The sequence below is a fragment of the Trujillonella humicola genome (assembly GCF_046233715.1).
Taxonomy (GTDB): Bacteria; Actinomycetota; Actinomycetes; order Mycobacteriales; family Geodermatophilaceae; genus Trujillonella; species Trujillonella humicola.
On record NZ_JBJNRJ010000041.1, the window covers coordinates 32876 to 45394 of the forward strand.

Consider the following 12519-nt stretch of genomic DNA (forward strand, 5'->3'; position numbering starts at 1 on the left):
GACGGCGTCCCCGGGCAGGTGCACGTCGTCGAAGAAGACCTCGTTGAAGTTCGCCCCGCCGCTGATCTGCCGCAGCGGCCGGATCGTCACCCCCGGTGCCCGCATGTCGACGACGAACATCGTCAGCCCCCGGTGCTTGGGGACGTCGGGATCGGTCCGCGCCAGCAGCAGGCCGAAGTCGGAGTAGTGGGCGCCCGAGGTCCACACCTTCTGCCCGTCGACCACCCAGTCCGCGCCGTCGCGCACCGCCCGGGTGCGCAGCGAGGCCACGTCGGACCCCGCGCCGGGCTCGGAGAACAGCTGGCACCACACCTCGTCACCGCGCAGCATCCGCGCCAGGTGCCGGTCGCGCTGCTGCTGGCTGCCCACCTCGAGCAGCGTCGGCGCGCACATGCCCAGCCCGATCAGCAGCGGCAGCGTGGGGACGGCGTAGGGCTCGGCCTCCTCGTTGAACGCCAACTGGTGCGCCGTGGTCAGCCCCTGCCCGCCGTACTCGACCGGCCAGGTGATCCCGGCCAGGTGCGCGTCGAACAGCGCGGCCTGGAACCGGCGGGCGACCTCCACGCCGTCCGGCGACTCCGTAACCCCGCCGGTCAGGGCGACGTGCTCGGCGAACCACGTGCGCACGCGCGCGCGGAACGCGTCGAGGGGCTCGTCGGCCGAGGGTCGCGCCACGCTGCGCTCCTGGAGCTTCCGGACGCGCGCCGAGGGCGCGGGTCACACGGGAGGTTGCCCGCGGAAACTACAAGGGTGCGGCCGCAGCGTCGAGAGCGGAGCTCAGCGGGGGCGGCCGGCGCTGCGGCGCCACCGGGGGACGTCGCGGGAGTCCGGCACAGCTTCCCCGGCGTCCGGCACAGCTTCCCCGGCGTCCGGCACGGCCTCCCCGGCGTCCGGCACGGCCTGCCCGGCGGCGGACCCGGTGGTCACCCGGCCCGGCTCGGTGGTCACCCGGCCCGGCTCGGTGGTCGCCCGGCCCGGCTCGGCGAGGCGGCTGCAGGCCGGGCAGCGGCCGACGACGCCGTGGTCGCACCCGAACAACCAGCCCATCCCTGCCCTCCCTCGTCGTCGCGATCCCTGATCAGGGAACACGCCGGCGCGGGGCAGGGACACGGTCGGGCGAGAGCCGTGGCCCGAAGGGGTGAGCCGGCTACGCGGGCACCCCGGGACGGCGGCGGGCGGTGCGCACGGTCCGGGCGGCGCTGCGGGCCAGCCGGATCGGGCCCGTGTCCCACAGGGCGCGCAGCGGGTCGTCGCCACCGGCGGCCGGAGCCTCGGCGGGCGCCGGCGCCGGGGCGGCCGGCTGCTGCCGGGCCGCGGCGGCTGCGGCGGCCGCGGCCAGTGCCGTCCGCCGGCGGGCCAGGACGGCCTCCTTCTGCCGGTCGACCCGTTCCTTCTCGGCCAGGACCAGCAGCTCCTCCTGCGCCTGCGCGATCTCCAGCCGGGACCGCTTCTGCAGCTCCTCGACCTCGACGTCGCCGCGGTCGCGCAGCGCGGCCAGCTCGTCGTAGGCCGACGGCGGGCCGAAGTTCAGCAGCAGCTTGACCAGCACCGGCAGCAGCTCGACGCAGAGGAAGAGCAACGACAGCATCGTCTTGGCCGCCCACAGCGTGGTGCTGCTGTCGCTGAGCCGGTCCAGGGCCTCCAGCCGCAGCAGGATGCCGCCGGACCCCTCGTTGGTGTCGTCGAACTGCGCCTGCAGCCGGTCCTGCTCGGCGGTCAGCCGCGCGAGCTGCTCCTGGTCGGTCGCCAGCGAGGACGACGCCAGCGCGAAGCTGCGGTCCTCGGCGTCGGCGGCGGCCGCGCGGGCGTCGTCCAGGGCGGTGCGCGCGGCGGTCACCGCGACGGCCGCGGCGTCGGCGGCGGCGCGCGCCTCGACGTAGGCCTGGCCGGTGCCGGCGGCGCCGGTGCCGCAGGTGCCGTCGAGCTCGCACTGGGCGCGGGCCTGCAGCTCCTGGTGGGTGGCGACGGCCTGGTCCAGGGCGGCCTGCCGGGCGGCGACCTCGGTCTGCACGCCGGCCAGCGCCGGGTCGGCGGCGCCGCCGGTGGCCACGATCTGCTCCCCGAGGGCGACCCGCTCGGACAGCTCCGGCAGCCCGGCGAAGCGCGCGTCGGCCTCCAGCGAGGTGCGGTACCCGTCGGCGGCCTCGGCCTGCATCGTGACGATCTCGGTGTCGATCTCCTTGTGGAAGACCTGCAGCGTCAGCGGGGTCGCGATCACCACCCCCAGCACCAGGGCGAGCCCCAGCCGCGGGATCGCCAGCGCGATGTTGCGGCCCACCGACGCGTCGTGCGCCATGCCGACCAGCAGCATCCGGTCGAGGTTGACGACGACGAAGCCCCAGCCCAGGCCCACCAGCACCGCGATCGGCCACCACACGCCCAGCGCCATCGCCACGGCGAAGGCCATCGACAGGACGGCGAGCCCGCCGGTGCTCAGCAGCACGCCGCCGAGCGCCACGAACCGCGGCCGCGCCCCCGGGGCCACCTCCAGCAGCTCCGGCCGGGCTCCGCCGAGGGTCGCGAGGCCGTCCCCGATGCGCCGTCGTCCTGCCATGCCCTCCTCATCGGCAGTCCGGCGCGGTCACGGAACGGTGACGAGGGCTACTCCCGGCTCGCGAGGACCCGCTCGGTCTCCCGCCCGGTGCTCGGGTTGCGGACGCCGGCCCGCGATCCGGCCAGCTTCGCCGTCAGGTGCTCCCCGACCGTCACCGGCAGGTACCGGTCGGGGTGCGCGGCGTCCACGCACTGCGGCAGCGTCTGGACCACCGCGTCGATGTCGCCGTCGCAGAAGAAGGCCGCCGACCGGCGCCGCTGCACGGTGCCGTCGACGACCGGCGGCTTCACCCGGTGCAGCGTCGACAGCCAGCGGTCGTTGGTCCAGCGGCCGGTGAGGTCGCCCAGGTTGACCAGCAGCGCGCCCTCCGCCGGGCGGACGTCGTGCCAGGCGCCGTCGCCGCCGAGCACCTGCAGGCCGGGCACCGGGTCGGCCCACAGCACGGTGAGGATCCCGTAGTCGGTGTGCGCGCCCATGCCGGTCAGGTCGTCGCCGACGTCGGCCGTGCCCGGCGGCAGCGCGTAGTGGTTCATCCGGAGGACGTCGACGGAGTGGTCGAGGTAGGCGTCGAAGAAGGCCGCGGGCAGGCCGAGCGCGTCGGCGGCGACCCGGGTGAGCGTGCGGGCGACCCGGCGGGCCTCGGTGAAGTAGGTCCACACGCGGTCGGCGAATCCCGGCACCTCCGCCGGCCACAGGTTCTCCGCGTAGTGGTCGGCAGGGAGGTCGTCGCGGCCGTAGGTGGACCGCGCGGCGCCGACGTTGAACGCCTCGAAGAAGTCGTTGCCGGCGGCGTCCACACCGAGGGAGAGCGACAGCGCCTCCGACCGCGGCGGGCTGTACCCGCGGTTGATCTCCGGCGGTGTCCGGTAGGTCTTCTTGGTCGCGGGGTCCAGCGCGAAGAACTCGTCCATGGCGCTCGTCAGGCCGGCGACCACGTCGTCCGGCACGCCGTGCTCGACCACCTGGACGAAGCCGACCTCGCGGCAGGCCGCGTCGAAGGCCGCGGCGACGGCCGCCCGGTCCCCCTCCCCGATCACGTACGGCGAGATGTCGACGACGGGCACCCGGAAGCTCACGCCCACCGACGCTAGGCGCGCGGCGTTACGCCGCGGTGTCGCCGCAGGAACGCCCGAGGTCTGCGGTGCCGGGTGGGACGTCGCGCGCCACCCCGTGCGGGACCTCCGGTGTGCTGCACTCCTGGCCGTGCTGACCACCAGCCTCGACGCCGCGCGCACGGTAACGGTCCGCGAGGTCCCCGAGCCGGTCGTCGAGCGGCCCACCGACGCGCTCGTGCGGGTCACCGCCACCTGCATCTGCGGTTCGGACCTGCACTCCTACCGCGGGGCCGGCGCCGGGCTGCCACTGCTCATGGGCCACGAGTTCCTCGCCGTCGTCACCGACGTCGGCCCGGCCGTCACCACCGTCGCGCCCGGCGACCTGGTGGTCCCGCACTTCGCGGTCGTCGACGGCAGCTGCGCCAGCTGCCGCCGCGGCGTCCCCGGGTCCTGCGCGCGGCTGTCCTTCTACGGGCTGCCGGACGCCGAGGGCCTGCCCACCGTGGGCGGCCAGTCGGAGCTGGTCCGGGTGCCGCTGGCCGACGGCACGCTGGTCCGCGTCCCCGGCGACCGGCCCGCCGACGTCACCGACGCCGACTTGCTGGCGCTGGCCGACGTCATGGGTACCGGCCACCACGCGGCGGTGAGCTCCGGCGTCGGCCCCGGCTCGACCGTGGTGGTCGTCGGCGACGGGGCGGTCGGCCTGTGCGCGGTGCTCGCCGCCCGCCGGCTGGGCGCCGCGCGGGTGGTGGCGATGTCCCGGCACCCCGCCAGGGCGGCGCTGGCCCGGGAGCTCGGCGCCACCGACGTCGTCGCCGAGCGCGGCCGGGACGGCGTGGCCGCGGTCCGCGAGCTGCTCGGCCGCGACGGCGCCGACGCGGTGTGCGAGTGCGTGGGCAGCCAGGACGCCGTCGACACCGCCGTGGCGCTGGCCCGCCCGGGCGGCGCGGTCGGCTTCGTCGGCGCGCCGCAGGCGGTCCTGCCGTTCCGCCGCCTGTTCATGAGGAACGTCCGCGCCGGCGGCGGGGTCGCGCCGGTGCGCACGTACCTGCCCGGGCTGCTGGACGCCGTCCTCACCGGCGGCCTGCGCCCCGGCCGGGTGTTCGACCGGGAGCTGCCGCTGCGCGAGGCCGCCGAGGGCTACCGGGCGATGGACGCCCGGGAGGCGGTCAAGGTGCTGCTGCGCCCCTGACCGCCGATGTGGCTACTTCGGCGGGGGGATACCTAGCCGAAGTAGCCACTTCGGCGGGGAACCCCGCCGAAGTGGCTACTTCGGCTACTTCTTCGCGGCCTGGCGGCGCATGGACCACATCTGCGCCGGACGCTCGAACTGCGTGGCGACCTCCCACGAGACCGCGGTCGCCGTCTCCTTGCGGAAGTTGCCCACGGTCACCCGCGCCAGCTCCGGGTCGGCGGCGACGCGGGCGGCCAGCTCACGGGCGCGGGACTCGACGGCGTCGGCGTCCACGGCCTCCCAGGCCAGCCCCAGCTCGACGGCCTTGGCGCCGCTGATCTCCTCGCCGAACAGCACCATCGCCGCGGCGGCCTCCCGGCCGATCAGCCGGGACAGGATGACGAAGTGCCCGCCGCCGGGGTGCATGCCGCGCTTGAGGAAGCCGGCCAGCAGCCGGGCGTCGGAGGCGACGACGCGCAGGTCGGTGGCCAGCAGCATGTTCATCCCGGCGCCGACCGCCGAGCCGCGGACGGCGGCGATCGTGGGCACCTTCACCTGGCCCAGCCGGTAGAAGGAGTCGTAGATCGACGTCATGCCGTCGTAGAGGTCGGGGCGGGCCGGGTCCTCGCCGGCGGCGGTCAGCGTGGCGACGTCGCCCCCGGCGCAGAACGACTTGCCGACCGCGGTCACGACGAGCGCGCCGACCTCGGGACGGGCGTCGACCTCCTCGAGCACCCCGATCAGCTCCCGGGCCATCCCCGGGGTGAGCGCGTTGCGCCGGTCGGGCGCGTTCAGCGTCACGACGGCCACCCCGCCGTCGACCTCGAGCAGGACCTCGCCGGAGCCGGACTCGGACACGCGTGCACCTCTTCTGCGTCGGGAACCCTTCGCAGGCATCAGACCACGTGCCCCGGCGCGGGGACCAAGCCGGGCACCAGCGCGCCGCAAGGAGCGCACCCGACGCTGAGCGCGTGACACGCCCGACCCCCGCCCGCGCCCTGGTCCCCGCCCTGATGGCCGCCGCCCTCGCCGGCTGCACCACCGCCGTCGCCGGCACGGCCGCGCCCGACCTCGGCACGGCCTTCACCGAGCGCGTCGACGGGGTGTCGCTGACCGACGTCATCGACGACCCGCAGCACTACCTCGCCGACCTCGCCGCCGCACCCGACGGCACCGTCGTCGCGCTCATGGCCGGCACCTCCGAGGAGGACGCGGTCGTGGTGCGGCTGGCGCCGGGCGAGGACGGGCTCGCGGTGCTGGGCACCGTCCCGGTCCCGCCGATCGAGGACGACCCCGGCCTGCACGTGGCCGCCGACGGCACCGTCGTCGTCGTCGGCACCGCCGACGCCGAGGACACCGGGGAGCAGGTCGTGCTCGCCACCGTCGCCCCCGGCGCGGACTCGGCCGGGACCGTCGACCTCGAGCACGCGTACGGCGACTTCCTCCCGCAGGTCGGCGGCACCGCGCTCAGCCCGGACGGGCGGGTCCTGTACGTCTCCTTCGGCTACCACGACGACGTCCCCGGGCGGGTCGTCGCCTTCGACGCGGCCACCGGCGAGGTCCTGGACGAGGTCGACGTCGACCCCGGCAGCGGCCCCGGCGGGCACTACGGCCGGCACCTCGCCGTCCGCCCCGCCGGTGGCGTCGCCGTCCTGGTCAGCGCCTACGACGACGGGGCCGGCGACGACACCCCGCGCGCCGTGCTCGTCGAGTACGACGCCGGCCTGGAGCCGGTCGGCGAGCCGGTGACCCTGCTGCCCGATGCGGTGGAGAGCATCAGCCGGGAGCTGTTCGCCCTGCCCGGCGGCGGCTGGCTCGCGGTCGCCGTCGACGGCACCTACCAGTCCTCGCGGGTCCGCCTGGTGGTCGTCCGCGACGGCGCGGTCGACCGGGTGCACGCCCTCGACGAGGTGGTCGACCTGGAGGCCGTCCCCGACGACGTCGACCTCGGGCCCGGTGGCCACTACCTCTACGTGCCGTGGACCGGTGGGGACGGCGACACCCACGGCGTCACCACGGTGGACCTCGCCACCGGCGAGGCGGTCGCGCAGGTCCCGCTGTGCGACGGCCCGGGCTTCGCGGCGACCGTGGCGGTCGGGTCCGACGGGACCGAACTGGTCGCCGGCGGTGGCTGCGGCGAGGGCGACCGGGAGGACGTCGCCGTCCTCCTGCGCTGAGCGACGCCCCCCGCCGGCCGGCGGCCCGGCGGTCCCCAAGACGGGTCCGAGTGGCGTGCAAGCGCCCGATCCGATCCTGGCGGCGTCCCTCCCCACCTCCCCCGGAGCCCCCGATGACCGCCCGACCCCCGCTGCCCACCCTGCTCGGCGCCGGCCTGCTGCTGGTCGCCGGCTGCTCGACCGCCGTGCCCGGCGTGGCGACGCACGAGCGGCCGCCGGCGGTCAGCGCCGGTCCGCTCACCGAGGAGCTCGGCGACCTCGACCTGGTGGAGGCGGTCGGGAACCCCGGCGCCCGGCTGTTCGACCTCGCCGCCCAGCCGGACGGCTCGACCCTGGCCCTGCTCGGCGACCCCGACGGGTACGGCCGCACCGGCTGGCTGGTGCGCCTGGTGCCCGGGCCGGGCGGCCTGCAGGTCGAGGAGGTCACCGAGCTGCCCGGCTTCGTCGAGTACTCGCAGGTCCTCACCGCCGGCGACGGCACGGTGGTCGTGGTCGGCGTCGCCCCCGGCGCGGAGGGGTACGGGCTCACCGTCGCCGCCGTGCACGACGGCGAGGTCGTCGAGCACCTCGTCGACGCCGGGGTCGACGGCACGCCGGACACGACGGCCGCGGCGCTCAGCCCCGACGGCACGACGGTGTACGTCGCCGGGTACTGGCGCGAGGACGGCGAGGGCAGCCGGCTGCTGGCCGTCGACGTCGGCAGCGGCGAGGTCGAGGAGAGCGCGCCGCTCGGCCTGGAGACGCCGGGCGAGGCGGTGCTCTACGACCTCGCGGTGGGCCCCGACGGTGACCTGCTCGCCCTGGCCGCGCTCGACCGGGACGCCGACGGGGAGGAGTCCGGCGCCGTCCTGGCGCGCTACGACCGGGACCTGGAGCCCGCCGCCGAGCCGGTCGAGCTCGTGGCCGACGAGCCCGACAGCGTCACCGGCGCCCTGCACGTGCGGCCCGACGGCACCGTGCTGGCCACCGTGACCGCCGGCCACTACGTCACCGGCGACCCGCGGCTGGTCGTCGTCCGCGGCGGCGAGGTCGTGGAGTCGATCGAGCTGGAGGACACCTCCGACGCCCCGCACCACCTCGCGGCCGACCCCGACGGGCGCTACGCCTACCTGCCGTACAACACCACCACGTACGAGCCCACCCTGGTCACGCTCGACCTCACCACCGGCGAGGTCGTCGCGTCGGTGCCGCTGTGCGGGGACGGCGGGGGTGGCGTCGGCTTCGTCGTCCTGGCCGCCGACGCCCGGACCGTCACCACCGGTTCGGCCTGCTTCGTGCGCGTCGGGGCGACCTCCACCGTCTCGCTGATCGGCTGAGCCGCCGTGTCCCGCCGTTCCGTCCCCGCCCGCGCCGTTCCCGCCCGTTCCGTCCCCGCCCGTTCCGTCCCCGTCCGCGCCGTCGCCGTCCGCGCCGTCCCCGTCCTCGGGGTCGCCGCGTTGCTGCTCGCCGCCGGCTGCACCGCCTCCCCGGCTCCCCCGTCCGGTGCCGACCGGCCCGCCGTGACGCAGCCGGCCGCCGACGGCGGCGCCCTGGACACGGTCGCCGGATCGCTCCCCGTGCCCGAGCGCGGCACGCTGACCACCCCGGAGGACGTCGCGGTCGGTCCCGACGGGGAGCCGGTGCTGCTGTTCGCCGTCGACGTCGACGCCGGCGGGCCGCTGGCCGTCGTCCGCCCCACGGCGAGGGACGGCTGGGCGGAGGTCGTGCTCGACGCCTACGACCGGCCGATCCGGGAGTCGGGGCTGGACGTCGCACCCGACGGCACCGTGGTCGTGGCCGGCTGGACCGGCGGGTCCGTGGCCGTCTCGCGGATCGCGCCGGACGGCACGGTGAGCACCGTTGCCGTCACCGCCGGGCTGCGCCCCGACACCGACCTGGTCAGCGCCACCGCCCTCTCCCCGGACGGCACCACGCTCTACCTGGCCGTGCATCGGGTGGGCGAGCCCCTCCGGCTGCTCGCCGTGGACGCGGGCACCGGCGCGGTCACCGTCGAGCGGGTGGTGCCGTCCACCGGGCAGGGGTCCAACCGCGCCGACGCGATCGCGGTGGCGGCCGACGGGACCGTGTTCGTGGGCCTGGACACCCACACAGCACCCGAGGGCGCGCAGACCGCCGAGCTGGCCCGCTTCAGCCCGGCGCTCGAGCCGGCCGGCACGGTGCCCCTGCTGCCGGGGACACCCGCGTACGACGTCCGCCGGCTGGCGGTGACACCCGAGGGGGCCGCGGTCCTGGTGGTCCACGACGGCGCGATCGGGGACGAGGCGAACGTGCTGGCGCTGGTGCTGGTCGCACCGGGCGCGGCGACGGCGACCCGCGTGGCCACCGTGTCGGAGGAGCAGGTCGTGGACTCCCTCGCCGTCGACCCGGAGGGCCGGTTCGCCTACCTCGGCGGGCTGCGGCAGCCGATCGGTGCCGACGCCGTCACGGTCACCGCCGTGGACCTGGCGACCGGCCGGGCCGGGCCCGGCGTGCCGCTGTGCGCCGGGTCGTCGGTGGACGCCCTCGTCGTCCCGGACGCCGGCGGGCCGGCGTTCGCGGCGGTGACCTGCGACGACGCGCGCACGACCGAGCTGGTCACCCTGACCTGAGCACTCGCCCGGCCGGACCGCGCGGTGATGGGTACGGTCAGCGGGGACGCCGACGTCGGAGGGGGATCCGATGGACGTCACTCTGATGCTGCCCAGCGCCGGTCCAGAACCGATCGGCGTGGACGACGCGCTCGACGCCGTCGTCGGCTACGCCCTCGGGCGCCGCCCGCTGCGCTTCCGCGCGCCCAACGCCCGCGAGGGCCGGTGGGTGCGGGTGCGGGCGTTCGCCTTCGACCGCTTCGACCGGCAACCGCCGGAGACCGGGCCCCGGATGACCGACCGGGACGTCCTGCTCGCCGAGGGGCTGCACGGCCGGCTCGACCCGGCGGGCTGGAGCGCGGTGCGCGCCGCGCTGGACGCGGCGCTGCCGGTGGCCGAGCGGGCGCTGCGGCGCGCCGCCCGGCGGGCGTTCTGGGAGCTGCCCGAGGAGGAGACGAGCGTGCTCGCCGAGCCGGGCACCGTGGGATCGGCGCTGCGGTCGCTGGCCGAGGGGCCGCACGGGCCCCACGTGCTGGCGGCGCTGCACCACCGCCGCCCGGAGCTGTTCCCGCTGCTGGACGGCATCACGCGGCGGCAGCTGTGGCCGCACACCGCCGAGGGCGACAGCGGGGTGCACGCGGTGGTGCTGCGCGAGCTGCAGGCGAACGCGGCGGCCTTCGCGCTGCTGGAGGCCCGGGTGGCGGCGGTCCTGGGCCACCGGGTGACCCGGCTGCGGCTGCACGACGTGCTGCTCTGGCTGGCCGGCTCGCTGCGCACGGAGGCGGCGGTGACCATGGGCCGCGAGGCGACGGAGTGGTCCGCCGTGGATCAGCGGGCGGTCCCGGTCCGGGTCTGAGCGCCGCCGCGCCGCACCTGGTCGGGAGTGCTGCCGAAGGCGGCGCGGAAGCCGCGGGAGAAGGTGGCCTGCTCCCGGAACCCCCACCGGTGCGCCACCTCCGCCACGGTGACGGCGGTGCCGCGCCGCTGCAGCTCCCGCCGGGCCGCCTCGAGCCGCCGTCGGCGCACGTAGCCGGCCGGGGTGAGCCCGCGGGCGGCGAAGACGCCGTACAGCGAACGGACCGAGACCCAGACCGCGGCGGCCAGCGCCTCGGGCGTCAGGCCGGGGTCGCCCAGGTGCGCGTCGACGTGGGCGGTGACCCGCCGCCAGGTGGCGTCGTCGGCCGGGCCGTCGTCGCCGGCCAGCGCCGCGGCCAGGAGGTCGATCGCCGCGTCGGCCACGGTGGCGCCCAGGCGGCCGTCCAGCCGGCCCGCTCCGGCCACGGCCGCGGAGAGCACCCCGGTGACCAACCCGGCCGCGGCCGGCCCGAGGAGGCGACGGTCGCCGGGCAGCGGCAGCCGGGTCCGCGGCACCAGGAGCGTCTGCTTGTGCAGCGGTCCGGGGACCCGGAAGCGGACCGCCTCGTCGGCGTGCCACACGAGGGCCGACCCCGCCGGGACGACGAGCCGCCGGCCGGCGAGCTCTACCTCCTCCCTGCCGGACCGCACGAACAGCACCCCGACCACGTCGTCGTCGGTCGCCGCCAGCTGCGGCCGGCCGCGCCGGCCCGCGCATGGCCCGCACCGGCAGTCCACGAGGGAGACGTCCCCGAGCCGGTACCGGGTGAGCTCGGCGCCGACCGGCGGCCCCCCGTCGTCACCGGCCGGGGTCAGCGCCCACGGGAGGTGCGTGGCGCTGACGATCTCGCGGAGGGCGTCGACCCGGTCCGGCTCCGGGAGCGCCGCCGTGCTCCACCGCTCCGCCGTCAGGGCCATGGGCGTCCTCCCGTCGGCCGCGCTGCCTGTCCGCACCCAACCCGCCGGTCCCCGGCCCGCGCAAGGCCTCCCCGCTCGCGGCCCTCCGCGGCGGACGTGCAGGGAACGCCCGGTCCCGTGCAGGCGTCGTCGTGACCGGCGCGGCCCACCGGCGCAGGGTCGCGGCATGCGAGAGGACATCGAGTTCCGCACCGAGGACGGCGTCACCCTGCGCGGGTGGCACTACTCCCCCGAGGGCGCCGCCGCCGACGCCCCCGCCCCGCTGGTGGTCATGGCGCACGGCTTCTCCGCCGTCAAGGAGCACCTGCTCGACGACTTCGCCGAGCGCTTCGCCGCCGGCGGGCTGGGCGTGCTGGTCTACGACAACCGCAACCTCGGGGCCAGCGACGGGACGCCGCGCGGGGAGATCGACCCCTGGCAGCAGATCCGCGACTACCGCACGGCGATCACCTGGGCGGGCACCCAGCCGTGGACCGACCCCGAGCGCATCGGGGTGTGGGGCTCCAGCTACAGCGGCGGGCACGTGCTCGTGGTGGCCGCGCTGGACCGGCGGGTCCGGGCCGTCGTCTCGCAGGTGCCGCTGGTGAGCGGCCTGGCCAACGCACGCCGGCTGATCCGTGCCGACGCGTTCGCCGGCCTGCGCGGGATGTTCGACGCCGACCGCGCGGCCCGCTACGCCGGGCAGCCGCCGGGCATGATTCCGGTGGCCTGGGAGAAGGAGCCGACCGAGGTGGCGGCGCTGCCCACCGAGGACACCCACGACTTCTTCTTCGGCCCCGTGCAGGAGCGCGCGCCGTCCTGGCGCAACGAGGTGACGCTGCGCTCGGTGGAGATGTTCGTCGAGTACGAGCCAGGCGCCTACATCGCGGACATCTCGCCCACCCCGCTGATGATGGTGGTGGCCACCCGCGACCACCTGACCGTCGCCGACCTCTCGCTGGAGTACTACGCCCGCGCCCGGGAGCCCAAGGAGCTGGTCCTGCTGCCGGTCGGGCACTTCGACGCCTACGTCGGCGACGCCTTCGCGCGGTCGGCACCGGCCCAGGTGCGCTGGTTCCGGGAGCACCTCGGCTGACGCGTGATCGTGTGTCGGCCGGCCCCGCGCGTGGGCATGCAGCGACGGTGAGACACCCTCTGTCAACCACCGGCTCAGGCGGCGTTGCCGAGGGCTCGGTTGCGGTTGGCTTGGTGGACGCCCTCGTCGTAGAGGACGCCTCGG

The 12519-nt window shown here is 76.6% G+C and carries 11 protein-coding genes and 1 pseudogene; 6 read left to right on the forward strand and 6 right to left on the reverse strand.

Going from position 1 to position 12519, the window contains the following annotated elements; all coding sequences use genetic code 11:
* Nucleotides 1–81: 81 nt before the first annotated feature.
* The 4 genes and pseudogenes from ACK586_RS18120 to ACK586_RS18135 all read right to left on the reverse strand — a co-directional run.
* Nucleotides 82–675, reverse strand: a pseudogene (locus ACK586_RS18120) (acyl-CoA dehydrogenase family protein); the annotation flags it as partial.
* A 102-nt stretch (nucleotides 676–777) separates the two neighbouring features.
* Entirely contained in the window at nucleotides 778–1047 is a 270-nt protein-coding gene (locus ACK586_RS18125) for a hypothetical protein (RefSeq protein ID WP_409331891.1), read from the reverse strand.
* 100 nt (nucleotides 1048–1147) lie between these two features.
* Nucleotides 1148–2554: a DUF4407 domain-containing protein gene (locus ACK586_RS18130; protein WP_409331892.1), complete on the reverse strand. Its 1407-nt coding sequence runs from the start codon at nucleotides 2552–2554 to the stop codon at nucleotides 1148–1150.
* 47 nt (nucleotides 2555–2601) lie between these two features.
* Nucleotides 2602–3630, reverse strand: coding sequence for an isopenicillin N synthase family dioxygenase (locus tag ACK586_RS18135; protein ID WP_409331893.1), 1029 nt, complete (start codon nucleotides 3628–3630; stop codon nucleotides 2602–2604).
* 127 nt (nucleotides 3631–3757) lie between these two features.
* Here ACK586_RS18135 and ACK586_RS18140 point away from each other — a divergent pair, with 127 nt between their 5' ends.
* The gene (locus ACK586_RS18140; RefSeq protein ID WP_409331894.1) at nucleotides 3758–4801 is read left to right on the forward strand and encodes a zinc-binding dehydrogenase; all 1044 of its coding nucleotides are present in this window, start codon (nucleotides 3758–3760) and stop codon (nucleotides 4799–4801) included.
* 84 nt (nucleotides 4802–4885) lie between these two features.
* Here the strand turns inward: ACK586_RS18140 and ACK586_RS18145 are convergent, their stop codons facing one another.
* The gene (locus tag ACK586_RS18145; protein ID WP_409331895.1) at nucleotides 4886–5641 is read right to left on the reverse strand and encodes an enoyl-CoA hydratase-related protein; all 756 of its coding nucleotides are present in this window, start codon (nucleotides 5639–5641) and stop codon (nucleotides 4886–4888) included.
* A gap of 113 nt (nucleotides 5642–5754) precedes the next feature.
* Here ACK586_RS18145 and ACK586_RS18150 point away from each other — a divergent pair, with 113 nt between their 5' ends.
* The 4 genes from ACK586_RS18150 to ACK586_RS18165 all read left to right on the forward strand — a co-directional run bounded on the left by ACK586_RS18150 (nucleotide 5755) and on the right by ACK586_RS18165 (nucleotide 10383).
* Nucleotides 5755–6960 carry a lactonase family protein gene (locus tag ACK586_RS18150; RefSeq protein WP_409331896.1) on the forward strand — a complete coding sequence of 402 codons (1206 nt, stop codon included), beginning with the start codon at nucleotides 5755–5757 and terminating at the stop codon, nucleotides 6958–6960.
* Between the two features lie 113 nt (nucleotides 6961–7073).
* On the forward strand, nucleotides 7074–8276 hold the full coding sequence (locus tag ACK586_RS18155; RefSeq protein WP_409331897.1) for a hypothetical protein: 1203 nt from the start codon (nucleotides 7074–7076) through the stop codon (nucleotides 8274–8276).
* A 6-nt stretch (nucleotides 8277–8282) separates the two neighbouring features.
* Nucleotides 8283–9548 (forward strand): SMP-30/gluconolactonase/LRE family protein, encoded by a 1266-nt coding sequence (locus tag ACK586_RS18160; protein ID WP_409331898.1) that lies wholly within the window; start codon nucleotides 8283–8285, stop codon nucleotides 9546–9548.
* 70 nt (nucleotides 9549–9618) lie between these two features.
* Nucleotides 9619–10383 (forward strand): DUF6308 family protein, encoded by a 765-nt coding sequence (locus tag ACK586_RS18165; protein WP_409331899.1) that lies wholly within the window; start codon nucleotides 9619–9621, stop codon nucleotides 10381–10383.
* Here ACK586_RS18165 and ACK586_RS18170 read toward each other — a convergent pair.
* Nucleotides 10356–11300: a helix-turn-helix domain-containing protein gene (locus tag ACK586_RS18170; RefSeq protein ID WP_409331900.1), complete on the reverse strand. Its 945-nt coding sequence runs from the start codon at nucleotides 11298–11300 to the stop codon at nucleotides 10356–10358. The two genes, ACK586_RS18165 and ACK586_RS18170, sit on opposite strands and share 28 nt — an antisense overlap.
* 166 nt (nucleotides 11301–11466) lie before the next feature.
* On the opposite strand from ACK586_RS18170, the gene ACK586_RS18175 reads away from it, so the two are divergent.
* Entirely contained in the window at nucleotides 11467–12375 is a 909-nt protein-coding gene (locus tag ACK586_RS18175) for an alpha/beta hydrolase (protein WP_409331901.1), read from the forward strand.
* Nucleotides 12376–12519: the final 144 nt, after the last annotated feature.

Coding starts and splice junctions, on each gene's coding strand:
- ACK586_RS18125 (WP_409331891.1), bottom strand. CDS start 1,047: ATGGGCTGGTTGTTCGGGTGCGACCACGGCGTCGTCGGCCGCTGCCCG.
- ACK586_RS18130 (WP_409331892.1), bottom strand. CDS start 2,554: ATGGCAGGACGACGGCGCATCGGGGACGGCCTCGCGACCCTCGGCGGA.
- ACK586_RS18155 (WP_409331897.1), top strand. CDS start 7,074: ATGACCGCCCGACCCCCGCTGCCCACCCTGCTCGGCGCCGGCCTGCTG.
- ACK586_RS18165 (WP_409331899.1), top strand. CDS start 9,619: ATGGACGTCACTCTGATGCTGCCCAGCGCCGGTCCAGAACCGATCGGC.
- ACK586_RS18170 (WP_409331900.1), bottom strand. CDS start 11,300: ATGGCCCTGACGGCGGAGCGGTGGAGCACGGCGGCGCTCCCGGAGCCG.
- ACK586_RS18175 (WP_409331901.1), top strand. CDS start 11,467: ATGCGAGAGGACATCGAGTTCCGCACCGAGGACGGCGTCACCCTGCGC.